Origin of the sequence: Alcaligenes sp. Me129 (genome assembly GCF_050487245.1) — a bacterium.
Taxonomy (GTDB): domain Bacteria; phylum Pseudomonadota; class Gammaproteobacteria; order Burkholderiales; family Burkholderiaceae_B; genus Alcaligenes; species Alcaligenes phenolicus.
On record NZ_JBKQGX010000008.1, the window covers coordinates 40,068 to 55,653 of the forward strand.

The following is a 15,586-nucleotide window of genomic DNA, read 5'->3' on the forward strand; positions in this document are numbered from 1 at the left end:
CTTGCAAACCAGCTTTCAGCCGTACAAAAAACGCCTGCTCAATAGCAGGCGTTTTTTATGGTTCAAATACGATCAAAGTCCGCTACTAGGCCAGGGTCTCGCGCACATGTTGTTCCAAGGCCCGAATAAAAATATCCACTGGCTCATGCGCATAGTCGTCCTGCGGCAAGAATAAGGAAACGGACGGCAATGCAATTCCGTCGAAAGGCAAGGGGACTACTCGCACGACGCCCTGTTCGCTGAATTGTCGGGCTGAAATAGAACCCAGCAAAACCAATGCCTGGTTCTCGCGTAGCACCGCCAGGTTCGCCAAGGTCAAGGTCGACTCCAGCAGACAGCGAGGCTCCTGAAACCCCTGACGGGCCAACCAGAAAGCCAAAGTACGACGCAAAGGAGCACCTTGAGGGGGCAGGACCCATTCATAGCTCAGGGCATCTTCCCAATCCACCGTTGGTTTGGAAAAAATAGGGTGCTGCGGCTCGGCCACCATCACAATAGATTCGTTATACAAATGCAGGGTGTCAAAGTCTTCCAGGTCCTGGCTATCCAGCACCCGACCCAAGACACAATCCAGGCGCCCGTCCCGCAAACGCTCCAATAGACTGGCGCTGCTACCCTCCTCGATACGCAAAACCACATCCTGAGCAGCCACCCGCATGGCGGCCAAGGCTCCCGGAATCACCGCCCCGCAGGCCGGCGACACCCCCACTCGAACCCGACCCTTTGCACCTTGCTGGGCGACCTGAACCTCTTCGCCCAAACCATCAACTAGCCCCAGAAAGCGCTGAGCACGCTGCACCAAGGCTGCACCGGCTGCAGTGGGAAGTACCCCACGATTACTGCGTTCATACAAAGTGGCACCGACCAAGGACTCGGCCTCCAACAAAAGTTTACTGGCCGCCGGCTGGCTCATGCCCATCATTTCTGCCGCGTGCTTCAGGCTGCCATGTTCCCCCAATGCTGCCAGCAACTCCAGATGTCGCAAACGAATACGACGCGACAAGGGAGGAAGTTGGGGGGAAATACTTCTATCCGCCATATCTTTACTCTCCGTAAGCAGCTTCTCTGCTCCCCAGAAACTGAGCAAATTGAACCAAGGTTTGATGCAGCGCCGGGTCACCCCGAACATGGGGGCCCGGCACCAAGAATGCAGGGACATCAATGCCTGAGTCACCTGCTAGTTCAATCGGCCTCACCACTCCAGCCTGCTGCATAAAAGACGCCTGAGCCGCTGGCAAGCAGGCCACGGCATCTGATTGGGCCACTACTGTACTCAGACCGTGCCCGGCGGGGATCTTCCAAATGCGCGCAGGCGCTTCCATGCCGACCTTGGCCGTCCAGTCCTGGAACGCCCGGTGCCAAGAAACCGCTAACGTTGGCAAAATCCAATCCAAAGCCTGTACATCCTTGGGACTCAAAGACTTACCCGCCTTCAACAAGGGATGATGTGTTCTTAAAACAGGCACCACGCGACTGCTGATCCGTAACTGTCCAGTCCATTCATCATTCAAAGGCTCGTCCAGCAAAACAGCATCGAGGTCCGCCTGAAGCAAAAGCGGCAACACCTGTTCAAACTCCAGATCCAGCAAACGCAGCTTCAAGGATTGGGACTGACGCCAGCGCACAAAGGCATTGCCAAGCGCCATGCCGTGTAAATCCGATATATAGCCAATCTTGAGAACAGGGGCTTGTTTCTCGTGATGCCCAGCACCCCGATCAAGTACATCCAGCAAATGCCCCACACGTCGTAAAACCAATTTGCCTAGTGCTGTTGGCTCGATGCCTTGCCGACTGCGTGTAAACAAAGTCGCACCCATCTGCGCCTCGATCTCGGCCAAGGCCTTACTGACTGCAGATTGGGTCAAGGACAAATCGCGCGCAGCACTATGGATACTGGAATTCCGCCCTAAGGCGGCCAAAACCAAGAGCTGACGCGGTTCAAGCCGCTTCATCAGGCAGGGAAAAACACAAAGAAAAATTCGTTTCTGGTATTCATCATAGTTATAACAAGACGTGAATTTTTCATTAACTGGGAATGGATGGCCGAGCATACCATGAACTTCATGTTCAACAGTTACCCTGATTTATCTATGTTTTCCCTTAAAACCCTGCTGATCGACCAAGCCCCTGTGGCCTGTTTATCGATAGACGGAAAGGACTACTCCATTACCGCCTTGTGCCAGCGTGTGAACTCCCCTGCCTTGCCTGACAGCGTGCTTGATCTGCTGACACAGTGGGAGACGCATCTGCCCAAACTAAAGAACTTGGCTGAGCAAGCGACAGCTCATACGGACCTGATTCTGAGCGAAGCAAACGCCACCCTGCCGCCCGTGCTGTATCCCGGCAAGATTCTGTGTGCCGGTGCCAACTACTACGACCATCTGCAAGAAATGGGTGTGCCCGCAGAGAAAAAAGACCAGCGCCTGTTCTTCTTTTTCAAGCCCGCACGCCAGGCTGCCATTGGCGACGGCCAGTACGCCGCCATCCCCAAGAACTGCCAAAAATACGATTGGGAAATTGAACTGGCCATGGTGATCGGCAAAACCGCCAAGGACCTGACGCTGGAAAATGCGATGGAGCACGTGGCGGGCTACACCATTGCCATTGACCTCTCGGCCCGGGACTTTGCCCGCGCCCCCGAGCAGTTCTACAAATTTGACTGGGTCGCCGCCAAAGCCAATGACGCCAGTTGCCCCATCGGCCCTGCCCTGATACCCGCCTGCTTTGTCAGCGACCCGCAAGATCTGGATCTGAAGCTGGAACTGAACGGCCAGATCAAACAGGAGGCCAACACCTCCGGCATGATTTTTGACCTGCGCGAGCAACTGGTGCGCCTGACAGAAATCATGACGCTGGAACCTGGCGACATCGTCCTGACAGGAACCCCAGCGGGTGTCGGTGCAGCACGAGGCGAGTTCCTGGCCCCCGGCGACCGACTGCACGCTCACATCAGCGGTCTGGGCACCCTGAATACCACGATTGCCTAATTCTTTCTTTTAATCATCAGGAGATCAACATGAGCATTGAACGCTTTCACCAAAACAAGAACATGAGCAAGTACGTCATTCACGACAAAATTGTGTATATGTCGGGGCAAGTCGCCATGGACCCATCCGGCTCGTTCGAAGAACAGCTGCACCAGATTCTGAGTCAGATTGACGAGCAATTTGAGGAAATCGGCATAGACCGCAGTCACATTCTGCGTGCCATGATCTGGATCGACGACTACAAGAAATGGCCCTTATTGAACGAGATCTGGAATGCCTGGATTCCCGCTGACAAAAAACCAGCCCGTTCCTGCGTTGAATCCAAGCTTGCCTTTCCACAATACCAAGTCGAAGTTGAAATAACCGCCGCACTCTGATTTCAAGGCAGAGCGCGACATCGGGAGACATTATGAAAAAAATCAAAATAAATGTGGGCGCAGCAATCATTACTTCCTTTCTCTGCGCTGGGGGCGTGGGGACGGCTCAGGCTGACTCGGCGGCAAGCGCCAGGATTCTGGTTGGCTTTCCAGCCGGGGGAAATGTGGATCTGGTCGCAAGACTGATTGCCTCTGATCTATCCAAAGCATTGGGACGACCGGTGATCGTGGACAACCGACCGGGAGCCTCCGGGCGACTGGCAATCAATTTGACCACCACCTCGGCACCTGATGGCTCAACCTTTATTTTGACTCCCGGAGTGGCGCTCACCCTCTATCCGCATACCTTCACCGAGCTACGCTACGAGCCCTTCAAGGATCTGGCTCCTGTCAGCAATGCGGTGAACTGGAACCTGGGGCTGGCTGTGCCCAGCAGTTCGGGCATCAAGAACTTTGCGGACTATGTGCAAAGCATCAAAGCCGACCCGAATCAAACCTTTTTTGCCAGTTCCTCTACCGGCAGCGGTCAGCATCTGGCCGGACTGTACTTGGGACAGACTCTGGGCGTAGCACTGGAACATGTAGGCTACAAAGGAGCCAGCGAAGCCATCGTGGCTCTGGTTGGCGCACAAGTCCCGGCAGCGGTACTGAATATTGGAGAGCTGATCCAGCAATCCGAAGCAGGCAAGATCAAGGTACTGGCGCTATTTGACAGCAAGCGGGACCCCTTGTTGCCGGACACCCCTTCCATTGCCGAGCTGGGTTATCCGCAATTGGAGATCAATGGCTGGCTGGCCTTCTATGCGCCTGCAGGCACCCAGCCTGAGCTTGTACAAGCAGCACAAGCGTCCATTGCCACGACCTTGAACAACGCCGCGGTAAAAGAAAAGTTGCGTTTGGCGGGCATGCAAAGTGCCAGCAGCACCCCCGAGGAGCTGGACGCCAAAGGCAAGAAAGAGTTCGAGCATTGGCAGACAGTCATCCAAAGCCAGCCAAACTTCAGCAAGTTTTAAACAGGAATCAAACCGCCCTTGAAAAGGCCCAGGCAGGCAGCGGCAAGCTCAGCAATCCACTTCCGACCTGCCTTCAGCCTGCAACCTGCTTCAAGGGCAAAATAAGGCCTAGCTAAACGCCAACGTAAGCCACGCACAGGCCGTAGGCCAGCACGCCAGTCAGTGTTGAACCCGCAATGCCACCTGGCCAGCGCCGGCCCAGCAGTACCCCTGCCAGACCTGCCAGCAAAGGCGGCAAGTCCAGGGACATATGTTCAGGGCGCAGCAAGGAGATCAGGGACACAACCAGCAAGGACACCACACCTGCCGGACCAATGGCTCCAAACAGGCGTGGCCAGATCGAAACGCGGCTGGGGTCCGCCTTTCCTTGTCGTCCACCCAGACGCAAGGGCAAGTAACGAATCAAAAATGTGCCCAGGCCCGCCAGCACAATCATGAGCAGAAAACTCCAATCCATCTCCACTCCTTAAGCGCGGCGCAGGGCCATCAAACCACCGGCCAGCATGCCGACAATAATCGCCAGATATGATGGCAAGAAAGCCATGGCCAGAACAGCCCCTACAGCGGCAGCCACCAACACCGGCAAAGGTGCAGATCGGCGGATTTCCAGCAACAGGGCAAAGAACAAGGCGGGCAAGACAAAACCCAGCGTCTTTTCCAGCACGGGAGATTGACCCAGCAAATCGCTGGCGAAGAAGGCCCCCACGGCGGTACCCAGCACCCAGGACAGGTAAGAGCCCAGTTGCAAGCCGCAGTACCAGGACTCCTGCTCCTGGGCCGGTTGGCGGGCTACTCCGGCTGCAGAAGCGGCAAAGACCTCATCGGTCAGGCCAGGAGCCATGAACAGACTGGAGACAGTTCTTGGGCCGGTAAAAAAGCCCATCAAGGTTGGGCCATAGAACACATGGCGCAGATTCATGAGCAGCACAATACCTAAAATGCTGGGATAGGCGGCGCCTGCCACCAGCAGACTGATCAAAATGAACTGACTGGCCCCCGCGTACACGATCAGGGACACCATCACTGCCAGCCAGGGTGACAAGCCCGCGTGCACAGCGGTCAAACCAAAAGAAATCGCGACGGGGACATAGCCCAGGGCGATAGAGGCGCTGTCTCGCAAGCCCCGTCGATATGCCGAACCGATAATCATGAAAAACCTTGCAGGGCCTGCCTAGGCCTGGAATGCACCAATAAAGATGGCGGGGTCCACCCGTGCGTTATTCAGACTGACATTCCAGTGCAAATGAGGGCCAGTCGCACGGCCCGTTGCGCCGGAACGCGCCACCACATCGCCCCTGCTGACACGATCACCCACGCGCACATCAAAAGCCGACAAGTGACAGAACATGGTGATCAGGCCCTGACCATGATCCACAAATACGGTTTTACCGTTAAAGAAGTAATCCGCCACGATGGTGACAATCCCGTCAGCAGGCACTTTGACCGCCGTGCCGGTAGGTGCGGCGAAATCCAGACCCGAATGCGGGTTACGCTCTTCACCATTGAAAAAACGGCGCAAACCAAACGGACTGGTCAGGCGACCCGGTACCGGCTTTTCAAAGACCACATTGCTGGGGCCTTCAGTGCGGAAGCTGGCATATGCCTGCATCTGCTCCTCGTATTCGCGCTCAAAACGGGCTTGCTGTTGCGGATCCGGATTCACATGCGACTTGTTTTTCAGGGTGATGCGCTGCTCGCGGTAACGCTTGCTGCCAACCTGAAACGCCACGCCCGACTGTCCTTGCACGGATATGCTGTGCTGGCCTGGTTGGGTTTTCAAGTCCAGTCCGACTATCGCTTTCCAACGCTGATCAGCATCCTGAATCACCAGCACACGGTTGCCATTGAAGTGCACCACCGGCGCTGAGCCACCCGCTCCCAGGTCCAGCACTGCCACCCCGCCTGGCACAGGGCGATGCAAGGTGCGCTCGATAAAGGTGCCCTGCCCAGGCGCAGCATAGGCCAAGTACGGTGCCGTCAGGCCCCAAACAGTTGCGGCGCCTAAAAGGCGCCGCCGTACCAGGGAAATATCAGTGTGATTCATCAGAATGCTCTTTGAAAAACACCCCTGGAGCCTGCTGGCTCCAGGGTTACAGGCTCTGACTCAAGCCGCTTTATTCATTTTCACCTGTGGAGGTCAACTCTTTTTCTGCTTCTGGCAGAATCTGAACCTTCTCTTCCACACGCATGGCTTGCAGAACGGCTTGGGTCTCCGTGCGGGCCATGGCTTGGGTCAACTGTGCTGTCAGCATGTCCAGACCAGGGTTGCCGGACTTGCCAGGCTCATGACTCAGAATCTGCACCACAGTGTAGCCCTGGGGCTGGCGATCACCCACATAGGCAGGCAGCTTGTCCACGGGGTTGGCCAGAACCTTGTTCAGCAAGGCTTCGTCCATCTCGGGGAATTCCGCACGGCTCACGGCAAACTGGGCCGAGAAGTTCTCAGGTTCGGTACCCGCTTGCAACTGCTTCAGGTAGTCCTCACCGGCCTGAACCGCCAAGGCAGCCGCTTTTTCACGGCGCAGGTTTTCCTCAGCAATAGTGCGTACTTTATCCAGTGCAGGCACATGAGCCTCGGTAACGTCGGTTACGCGCAAGGCAATCAAGGTGTCAGGCGACACTTCTACAACGCCTGCATTCTTGCGCGAAGCCAGAGTTTCGGCATTGAACAAGGCTTGGCGAACACGGCTGTCATCCAGCACGGCTGCATCAGGGCTCTTGGCGGCAGCCAGCTCACCTTCAACTTGCGAAGCAGGAATCAAACCTTGGCGGCTGATCCCTTCAGCCTGCTTCAGAGTCAGGCCCAAGGCATTGGCGGCGGCTTCCAGATTGTCTTCGTTGTCGTAAACCAGATTAGTCAGCTTGCTGGCCATATCGGCAAAGCGCTCGGAAGCCAGTTGCTTGCGCACTTCGTCCTGCACCTTGCTGCGAGCTTGCTCGAAGGACTCGCCTTGTTCGGGCTGAACTTCGTTACTCTTGAAAATGTGGAAACCGTTGGGGCCTTCAATCACGCCCGACACATCACCTTTTTTCAAGGCAAATACAGCGCTTTCCAGCACGGACGGCCAGGAGCCTTTGCTGATCCAGCCCAGTTCGCCACCTTCACGGGCGCTACCCTCGTCCTGGGAGTTGGCACGGGCCAGGTCGGCAAAGCCTTCTTTATTGGCCTGGGCTTTTTCAGCCAGTTCGCGAGCCTTGGTCTGGGCCGCTTCACGTTCGGTATCGGAGGCACCGGCAGGCAATGTCACCAGAATGTGACTGATGTTCACACGGCCAGCTTGCACGTAACGAGCCTTGTTTTGCTCATAGTATTGCTTGAGCTGATCGTCGGTAGGCGTCGCCAGATCTTTGGAGGCTGCCGCTTCATTCAGCAGCAAATATTCCACTTTGACTTGCTGGGGCAGTTCCAGCGATTGCTTGTTGGCGTCATACCAGGCTTGCAGATCGGCATCGCTGATCTGAACCTTGGATTCGAAATCACGGGTCAGGAAGCTGCGTGTGCGTACACCACGCTCTTCGGTCAGGGCGATTTCCAACTTGTTCATCACGCTGGGCAGCATGGAGGAGCTGGCAGCCACGGGACCGAGCACGCGTTGCAGGGCCATCTGGCCGCGCTGGCTTTGCTCGAAATCACGGGTATTGATGCCAGCCGAAGCCAGAACCTGGCTGTAAAGGGCGGGCGAGAAAGAACCGTTTTCCTGAAATTCCGGCATAGTGGCGATGTAGTCGCGCAGCGCAATGTCGGAGACGTTAAAGCGAGCGGCAGTAGCCACTTCAATTTGTACACGCTGATCAATCAAGGATTCCAGCAATGCACGACGGCTTTCCAGGCTGTCAGCCTGGGCCAGATCAAAACCGGAAGGATTGTTGCGCTGCATATCGTCCAGCTGCATGCGGCGCGCACGATCAAATTCCTGGGACGTAATGGCGCTATCGCCAACTTTGACAATATCGCTATCGCCCGAAACGTAGCTGGAGTAGCCGCTGACGCCGATCAGTACAAAAGACGGCAGAATCAGCACTAACAGGACCAGCTGCATAACGCGTTGGTTCTTACGGATAATCTCGAACATTAATCATCACCTACTTTCGCTTGCAGCAGGGCGCTGCGGGTGGCGCATCAGGCCGGTAAGCCGGCTCGGCCTGAAAATATACCGTATATGAAAACCGTACAGTGTACAGCCCCGGTTAAAATAGTACATTGGCTTTTTATCACGCCTCTTGCGAGTCTGCCATGTCTTCAATGAATCATCACTGGCCCTACCCCGCTTTGATCGCCCACCGTGGCGCCGGCAAGATTGCCCCGGAGAACACCTTGGCCGCCATTCGGGTCGGTGCCCAGAACGGTTTTCGCATGATGGAGTACGACGTCAAACTAAGCCGTGATGCGGTTCCCGTGCTGCTGCACGATGACGAGCTGGACCGTACTTCCAATGGTCAGGGTATTGCTTCCAGGCTAACCTTGGCCGAGCTGTCCGCCCTGGACTTCGGTGCCTGGCATTCCTCGGCCTACGCCGGGGAGCCCATGCCCACATTAAGTTCGATAGCCGCCTTCACCCTGGCCAATCAGGTTCACAGCAATATCGAAATCAAGCCGACTACCGGGGACGAAGCCGAAACGGGCCGACTGGTCGCCCTGGCCGCCCAAGCCTTGTGGGCGCAGGCCAGCTTGCCGCCGCTGCTGTCGTCCTTTTCTGAAGAGGCTCTGGAAGCAGCCCAACAAGCCGCCCCCACCCTGCCCCGTGCCCTGCTGATTGAAGAAGAGGTTCCGGCCGACTGGCCCGAACGTCTGGAGCGTCTGGGCTGCATGGGTCTGAATCTGAATGACCGCTTTGTCACTCAGGCTTTGGTTCAGGCAATTCGACAAAAAGGCTACACCGTGGCTGTCTGGACCGTGAACGATGCCGAGCGGGTGCGCGAACTGCTGGATTGGGGGTGCAATGGCATTTTCACTGATAAAGTCACCACCATTCGCCCCGACACTCTTTAATTAAACCGCAACACCAGGATTTCTCTTGTTCAGTTACCGTCACGCCTTTCATGCTGGCAATCATGCAGACGTGCTCAAGCACGCCACCTTGCTGCATATCTTTAATTACTACGCTCAAAAAGACAGCGCTTTCAGCATCATCGATACCCACTGTGGTGCCGGTATCTATGATCTGGAGCACGACTGGGCGCAAACCAAGGGCGAGTTCTACGACGGCCTGGACCGGGTCTTGCAGCAGGACGACTACCCGGAGCTGGTGGAACACTATATTGATGCCATTGCCGACCTGAACCCGGACGGTACCGCGCGCTACTATCCCGGTTCGCCCTGGCTGGCGCTGGAGCGCTTGCGCACGCAGGACAGCTTTCACGGCTTTGAACTGCACCCATCTGAATTCGAAGTCTTGAGCGACAACGTCGCGCAACTATTTCCCCAGGGAAACCGTCGGGTGCGCCTGTATCCGGAAAATGGGTTTGAACAGTTGGGACGCCTGCTACCGCCGCCCTCGCGACGTGCCATCGTGGTAATGGACCCCTCGTACGAGGCCAAATCCGACTACCAGCAGGTCTTGAACAGTGTCAAAAACGCGCTCAAGCGTTTTGCTCAAGCCTGTATTGTCGTGTGGTATCCCATTGTGCAGCGGCCCGAAGTACAAGCCTTGCAACGCAAGCTGGAGCAACTGGATACGCCCTGGCTGCATGTCAGCCTGTCGGTTCGTGCTCCGGCCAAAAATGGTTTGGGTTTGCATGGCAGTGGCCTGTTCATCAGCAATCCTCCCTGGACGCTGCTCAAAGCTCTGGAACAAAGCATGCCGTGGTTAACAAAAACGCTGGCCCAGGATGACAAGGCCAGCTTTCAACTTCATCACTCGGGGCTGTAAGCCGCCCCTTTGCCTTTAGGCCAGGCTCTCGGATTCTTTCATGTAGCGCCACTGGCCCATAGGCAGGTCGCCCAGCACCAGATCGCCAATACGCACGCGCTTCAGACCCACAACCTTCAGACCGACCAGTTCACACATGCGGCGAATCTGGCGTTTCTTGCCTTCGCGCAAAATGAAACGCAGCTGGTCATCGTTCTGCCAGGACACCTGGGCGGGCAGCAAGGGCTTGCCATCCAGGCTCAAACCAAAGTTCAGCAGTTCCAGGCCACGCTCGCTCAGCTTGCCGGTTACACGCACCAGATATTCCTTGTCGATGACCGAGTCTTCACCAATAATCTGCCGCGCAATACGACCATCCTGAGTCAGAATCAGCAATCCGGTGGAGTCGATATCCAGACGACCAGCCGGCGCCAGACCGCGCAAATGCGCCGGATCAAAGCGCTGGCTGCCGCGACCACCCTTGTACTGCGTGGAAGCGCCGATCAGGGAAACCGCATTGCGATAACCAGCTTCGGCTTGCCCCGACACATAGCCCACGGGCTTGTGCAGCAAGATAGTGGCACGTTGGGTCTGACGCTGACGCGCTTGTTTTTCCAGTGTGATTTTCTGATTGGGGTAGGCTTTGCTCCCCAGTTCAGAGACGATTTGACCGTCCACACGAACCCAGCCGCGCTCGATGAAAGCATCCGCCTCACGGCGTGAACACATGCCGCGCTGGGCCATTAATTTTGAGATACGTTCTTTTTCCATGAGCGCTATTTTATGGCTTTGGCGATAATACAGGACATGAAATTTCCCTCCAGCACAAAAAAACCCTGGCATGAGCAGGTTCACCCCTCTGCCACCCCTGCTCAAAAGTACTGGCTACACCGTCCCGGCGCCCTGACTGGCGGTCTGCGCCGCTTGGGCAAGGTCGATCTGGAAGTGGTCAGCGAATACGCTTGCCGCTTGAACCCGCAAGAAGCCGCTTTGATTCAAAAGCCGCCAGGCACGCTGGCCTGGATACGCGAGGTGTCCATGGCGGTGGACGGAATCCGCTGCGTGATTGCCCGCAGTTTCACCCCCCTGCCCGCCTCACACAGCGTCTGGCAAGGCATACGGCGGCTGCGCAGCCGTCCGCTGGCCGACATGCTTTATAACGATGCCCAGATACAACGTTCCGCCTTTTTAAGCTGCCGTTTGAATCGCGGTATGAGCTTTTTTCGCACGATTGAGCGCGCCCTGAATCCCTGTGGCGAGCCGGTTCCGCAGGCTCAGCAGATTCTGTCGCGCTGCTCCGTCTTCTGGCGGCACGGTCAACCCCTCCTGGTGGCCGAATCCTTTATGCCAGCCTTCTGGGCACGCGGTGCTACACTGGTTTAGCTCAAATTCAACATTAACTAATAAAACAAAGTTATATACAGAACCTGACCATGTCCACGCAAGCCGATCCAAGCCGACGCAACGCCTTTATTCTTTCCGGGATGCAAGCATTAGGCGGGGCAAACCCGGCCTTGGTGGTCGCACTCAGCAGTCTGGTGGGCCAAAAAATGGCCAGCAGCCCGGATCTGGCAACCTTGCCGGTAGGCATTTTCAACCTGGGTCTGGCTGTGGGCATTTTGCCAGCGGCCTACCTGATGCGCCGCTTGGGACGCCAGGGTGGCTATATCATTGGTGCCTTGCTGGGCATAGGGGCGGGCCTGCTGGCCGCCGCCGGGATCTACAGCCTGTCCTTTGTCATGTTCTGTGTGGGCACTCTGCTGGCCGGGCTGTATGCCTCTTACGTGCAAAGCTATCGTTTTGCCGCGGCCGATGACGCCAGTGATGCCTTCCGTCCCAAGGCCATTTCCTGGGTCATGGCCGGAGGGCTGCTGGGCGCGATTATCGCCACCCAGACCATTATCCATACCCAGGACATTTGGCCGGAGCACCCTTTTGCCGCCGCCTTCCTGGCACAAGCAGCCTTGGCAGCCCTGGTCCTGCCCTTCGCCTTTGGCCTGCGCCTGGCACCCGGCACACGGAATCAGCAAGAGAAAATCCCCTACACCGGACGCCCCTTACGCGAAATTGCCTCCAATAGCTACTTCATCATTGCGCTCCTGGCCGGAGTCGCTTCCTATGTGCTGATGAACTTTCTGATGACGGCTTCGCCCTTGGCCATGGTCATGCACGGCCATAGCCTGAAAGAGTCCACCTTGGGGATTCAGTGGCATATTCTGGCCATGTTCGGCCCCAGCTTCTTTACCGGCAATCTGATCAAGCGCTTTGGCAAGATCCCCGTCACCTTTGCGGGCGTGCTCTTGCTGGGACTGGCCAGCATTGTGGCGCTGCTGGGCATGACGGTGCCGCATTTCTGGGTCAGCCTGATTTTGCTGGGTCTGGGCTGGAACTTCGGGTTTATTGGTGCCACCAATATGGTGGTGGACTGCTACCGCCCCGAAGAGCGTGGCCGTGTGCAGGCTTTGAATGACTTCATCATCTTTACCTGTGTGGCCTTGTCCTCCTTCACCTCGGGCCGCGTGCTGGCCGTGTATGGCTGGTATGGGGTCAATACCTGGACGCTGCCGATCTCGGCCGTAGTCATGCTGGCTTTGGCCTGGTTGTACTTCAAGAATAAGCGTCAGCCCTACTTCGCCAGTTAAGCAAAGCGACAGCCGCAAAGCAACGGCTCATGAAAAACGGCCCCCAAGCCTTGGATTTCATCCAGGCTTGGGGGCCGTTCCTCTTGCGTTCAAATCATCGGTAAATAAGCAGGCTTGGGGCCGCGTGGAAACTGAGCGTCCAATGCCTGAATATGCTCGGGCTGCAGCACCAGATCCCCGGCAGCGGCATTTTGCTGGGCATGAACCGCGCGCGAGGCCTTGGGAATCACAAACATATTGGGGTCACGCAGCAAAAAAGCCAAAGCCACTTGCCGCGCAGTAGCCTGATAATGGCTCGCAATCTCGGCCAACAAGGCCCCGCCTTGAGAGTCCGGCTCGGGAAAATCATCGTGACCGAAGGGACTGTAAGCCACCACGCTGACTTGATGCTCCTGACACCAGGGCATGACCGCGTGTTCAATCGCGCGCTCGTTCAGGTGATACAAGACCTGATTGCAGGCAATTTCACCCGGCCCCACGATGTCGTACAGCTCTTCCAGATCCGGCACGTCAAAATTGCTGACGCCCCATTGCTTGATCTTGCCTTGCTGAACCAGCTTGTCAAAGGCTGCGCAGGTTTCTTCCAAAGGAACCTGACCGGGCCAGTGCAATAAATACAGGTCCAGGTAGTCCGTACCCAGACGCTTCAGGCTGGCCTCGCAAGCGCGGATTACGCCCTGACGGCTGGCATTGAAGGGCAAGACCTTGGACACCAGAAACGCCTCGTGCCGACGACCTTGCAGGGCCTGACCGATCAAGGTTTCTGCTTGCCCGTCACCATACATCTCGGCGGTGTCGATATGGTTCATGCCAGCGTCCAGCCCGGCCTGAAACGCGGCCACGCTCTGCGCCCAATCGGCCTGCTCCACATACCAACTGCCTTGGCCCACCCGCGAAACACGTGGTGCCGACCCTAGTTTTTCATATCGCATCAGCTTGTCCTTCCATAACTACTGTCCAAACCAGCCCAACTGCGCCCCCCCTTACAAGGCGTCGCGACCGCTCTCCGAAGTACGGATACGGATAGCCTGCTCGACCGGCGTCACAAAAATCTTGCCGTCGCCAATCTTGCCCGTATGGGCGGCTTTGATAATGGCTTCGATAATCGCGTCACAGCGATCAGCTGCCACCACGATGTCCACACGAATCTTGGGCAGAAAATCCACCACATATTCGGCACCGCGGTACAGCTCGGTATGCCCCTTTTGGCGACCAAAGCCTTTCACTTCAGTCACGGTCAAGCCGTTAACATCCAGCTCTGCCAGGGCTTCGCGAACTTCATCCAGCTTGAAGGGTTTGATGATGGCCGTAATTTGTTTCATGGTTACTCGCACGTCAAATTTAAAGAGGATCTTTGGCAGCGCCCGGCAAGGACGGACGATGACTTTCTGCTGCCAGACTCAAGCCCAGGCTCAAGTCGCGACCGGTAGGCGACTGGAACAGACGCAAGCCAAGCTCAGGCAGCACAGCCAGAATGTGGTCAAAAATATCGCCCTGGATGCGCTCGTGGTCCACCCAGGCGGTTTTATTGGTAAAGCAATACACCTCGATAGGAATACCGTCCGCCGTGGGCTCCATCATGCGCACCATCTGAATCATGTCCTGATGAATTTCAGGGTGACGCTTGATATAAGCCATGCAGTAAGCGCGGAAGGTGCCCAGGTTGGTCAGGCGACGGTAATTGACCGCATCCAGACCGGCACGGCTCAGCTCCTGGTTGGAGCGCTCCAGATCTTCTTTTTTCTCGTTCAGGTAATCGCGCAACAAGGCAAAGCGCGACAGGCTATCGACTTCAGTTGGAGTCAAAAACCGAACGCTGGAGGCATCGATGCTCAGGGTGCGCTTGATACGACGGCCGCCCGATTCAAACATCTGACGCCAGTTGCGATAGCTCTCGGAAAACAGCTTGTAAGTGGGAATGGTGGTAACCGTCTTGTCCCAGTTCTGGACCTTGACCGTGTGCAGCGCCATATCAATAACAAAACCATCCGCCCCGGCCTGCTTCATTTCGATCCAGTCGCCGATGCGCAACATGTCATTGGTGCTCATCTGCGTGCTGGCCACCAGCGACAGCAAAGTGTCTTTAAAGACCAGCAAGAGCACCGCCGACAGTGCACCCAAACCGGAGAGCAACAGAACGGGCGATTGATCCAGAATGATGGAGATCATGACAATAATGCCAATCGCCCACACCGCTATCTTGGCCACTTCCACATAGCCCTTGATGGACTTGGTGCGCCCTTTGCTGGAATTGGCGTAGACCTCTTGCCAGGCCCCCAGGAGGCTGACAATCGCCATGATGAGAAAGACCAGAAAGCCCAGCAAGGCCACCCGCTCTATGATTTCCAGCAAGGTCTTGGCCAGGGGCAGCAAGGTCAGATTGGAACTGACCACCAGCAAGGGCACGGCATAGCCCACGTTGCGCACAAAGCGCTTCTTGACCAGGGCACGCGCCCAATCGTCCTTGCCCGCCACTTTCAGCAAGCGCCGCACCAGGCGCGAGAGTACGGAACTGGTCAACCAGCTGACAATCCAGACCAGCACCGTCAGCATGGCCAAACCGGCCAAAATCTGTACCCAGCGATCCTGCGGTAAATACGCTTCGATCCATTGCCATCCCAACAAATCGGCAAAGGTGCGTTCTTGCTCCATGTATTCTTCCTTGTCCAGCCAGCCCCAAAAAGGGCCCGCATGGTTTCCTAGAGTCTGAAAACTATC

Annotated in this window: 17 protein-coding genes; 7 read left to right on the top strand and 10 right to left on the bottom strand. The window is 56.5% G+C overall.

Translation table 11 applies throughout. The features are described from left to right. Positions 1 to 85: 85 nt before the first annotated feature. Both ACLPGZ_RS10250 and ACLPGZ_RS10255 read right to left on the bottom strand, forming a co-directional pair. Positions 86 to 1,039: a LysR substrate-binding domain-containing protein gene (locus ACLPGZ_RS10250; RefSeq protein WP_239054299.1), complete on the bottom strand. Its 954-nt coding sequence runs from the start codon at positions 1,037 to 1,039 to the stop codon at positions 86 to 88. Positions 1,040 to 1,043: 4 nt separating this feature from the next. Next, complete coding sequence (locus ACLPGZ_RS10255; protein WP_239054300.1) at positions 1,044 to 2,051, bottom strand: LysR family transcriptional regulator; 1,008 nt, start codon at positions 2,049 to 2,051, stop codon at positions 1,044 to 1,046. Positions 2,052 to 2,090: 39 nt separating this feature from the next. Here ACLPGZ_RS10255 and ACLPGZ_RS10260 point away from each other — a divergent pair, with 39 nt between their 5' ends. The 3 genes from ACLPGZ_RS10260 to ACLPGZ_RS10270 are packed head-to-tail and all read left to right on the top strand — an operon-like array spanning position 2,091 to position 4,377. Beyond that, the gene (locus ACLPGZ_RS10260) at positions 2,091 to 2,987 is read left to right on the top strand and encodes a fumarylacetoacetate hydrolase family protein (RefSeq protein WP_239054301.1); all 897 of its coding nucleotides are present in this window, start codon (positions 2,091 to 2,093) and stop codon (positions 2,985 to 2,987) included. A gap of 29 nt (positions 2,988 to 3,016) precedes the next feature. Then, complete coding sequence (locus ACLPGZ_RS10265) at positions 3,017 to 3,364, top strand: RidA family protein (RefSeq protein ID WP_239054302.1); 348 nt, start codon at positions 3,017 to 3,019, stop codon at positions 3,362 to 3,364. Positions 3,365 to 3,396: 32 nt separating this feature from the next. Next, on the top strand, positions 3,397 to 4,377 hold the full coding sequence (locus ACLPGZ_RS10270; protein WP_239054303.1) for a tripartite tricarboxylate transporter substrate-binding protein: 981 nt from the start codon (positions 3,397 to 3,399) through the stop codon (positions 4,375 to 4,377). Between the two features lie 112 nt (positions 4,378 to 4,489). Here the strand turns inward: ACLPGZ_RS10270 and ACLPGZ_RS10275 are convergent, their stop codons facing one another. From ACLPGZ_RS10275 to ACLPGZ_RS10290, 4 genes are all read right to left on the bottom strand, one after another. Next, positions 4,490 to 4,834 carry an AzlD domain-containing protein gene (locus tag ACLPGZ_RS10275; protein ID WP_060185141.1) on the bottom strand — a complete coding sequence of 115 codons (345 nt, stop codon included), beginning with the start codon at positions 4,832 to 4,834 and terminating at the stop codon, positions 4,490 to 4,492. A 9-nt stretch (positions 4,835 to 4,843) separates the two neighbouring features. Next, complete coding sequence (locus ACLPGZ_RS10280; RefSeq protein ID WP_009457111.1) at positions 4,844 to 5,527, bottom strand: AzlC family ABC transporter permease; 684 nt, start codon at positions 5,525 to 5,527, stop codon at positions 4,844 to 4,846. Positions 5,528 to 5,548: 21 nt separating this feature from the next. Then, positions 5,549 to 6,421: a M23 family metallopeptidase gene (locus tag ACLPGZ_RS10285; RefSeq protein ID WP_203145790.1), complete on the bottom strand. Its 873-nt coding sequence runs from the start codon at positions 6,419 to 6,421 to the stop codon at positions 5,549 to 5,551. A gap of 70 nt (positions 6,422 to 6,491) precedes the next feature. Further along, positions 6,492 to 8,450: a SurA N-terminal domain-containing protein gene (locus tag ACLPGZ_RS10290; RefSeq protein ID WP_035271790.1), complete on the bottom strand. Its 1,959-nt coding sequence runs from the start codon at positions 8,448 to 8,450 to the stop codon at positions 6,492 to 6,494. Between the two features lie 170 nt (positions 8,451 to 8,620). Here ACLPGZ_RS10290 and ugpQ point away from each other — a divergent pair, with 170 nt between their 5' ends. After that, entirely contained in the window at positions 8,621 to 9,367 is a 747-nt protein-coding gene (gene ugpQ, locus ACLPGZ_RS10295; protein WP_080748050.1) for a glycerophosphodiester phosphodiesterase, read from the top strand. A gap of 25 nt (positions 9,368 to 9,392) precedes the next feature. Further along, positions 9,393 to 10,247, top strand: coding sequence for a 23S rRNA (adenine(2030)-N(6))-methyltransferase RlmJ (locus tag ACLPGZ_RS10300; RefSeq protein WP_239054304.1), 855 nt, complete (start codon positions 9,393 to 9,395; stop codon positions 10,245 to 10,247). Positions 10,248 to 10,262: 15 nt separating this feature from the next. Here ACLPGZ_RS10300 and ACLPGZ_RS10305 read toward each other — a convergent pair whose 3' ends face one another. Further along, positions 10,263 to 10,997: a pseudouridine synthase gene (locus tag ACLPGZ_RS10305; protein WP_009457119.1), complete on the bottom strand. Its 735-nt coding sequence runs from the start codon at positions 10,995 to 10,997 to the stop codon at positions 10,263 to 10,265. A gap of 36 nt (positions 10,998 to 11,033) precedes the next feature. On the opposite strand from ACLPGZ_RS10305, the gene ACLPGZ_RS10310 reads away from it, so the two are divergent. Beyond that, positions 11,034 to 11,609, top strand: coding sequence for a chorismate--pyruvate lyase family protein (locus ACLPGZ_RS10310; RefSeq protein ID WP_115633756.1), 576 nt, complete (start codon positions 11,034 to 11,036; stop codon positions 11,607 to 11,609). Between the two features lie 50 nt (positions 11,610 to 11,659). Next, on the top strand, positions 11,660 to 12,868 hold the full coding sequence (locus tag ACLPGZ_RS10315) for an MFS transporter (RefSeq protein WP_035271794.1): 1,209 nt from the start codon (positions 11,660 to 11,662) through the stop codon (positions 12,866 to 12,868). An 89-nt stretch (positions 12,869 to 12,957) separates the two neighbouring features. On the opposite strand, the gene ACLPGZ_RS10320 is transcribed toward ACLPGZ_RS10315, so the two are convergent. From ACLPGZ_RS10320 to ACLPGZ_RS10330, 3 genes are read right to left on the bottom strand one after another with little or no spacing between them, the layout of a single operon-like run. Beyond that, complete coding sequence (locus ACLPGZ_RS10320) at positions 12,958 to 13,800, bottom strand: aldo/keto reductase (protein WP_239054305.1); 843 nt, start codon at positions 13,798 to 13,800, stop codon at positions 12,958 to 12,960. Between the two features lie 51 nt (positions 13,801 to 13,851). Further along, positions 13,852 to 14,190: a P-II family nitrogen regulator gene (locus tag ACLPGZ_RS10325; RefSeq protein ID WP_003799650.1), complete on the bottom strand. Its 339-nt coding sequence runs from the start codon at positions 14,188 to 14,190 to the stop codon at positions 13,852 to 13,854. Positions 14,191 to 14,209: 19 nt separating this feature from the next. After that, positions 14,210 to 15,520, bottom strand: coding sequence for a mechanosensitive ion channel family protein (locus tag ACLPGZ_RS10330; protein ID WP_009462068.1), 1,311 nt, complete (start codon positions 15,518 to 15,520; stop codon positions 14,210 to 14,212). Positions 15,521 to 15,586 lie beyond the last annotated feature (66 nt).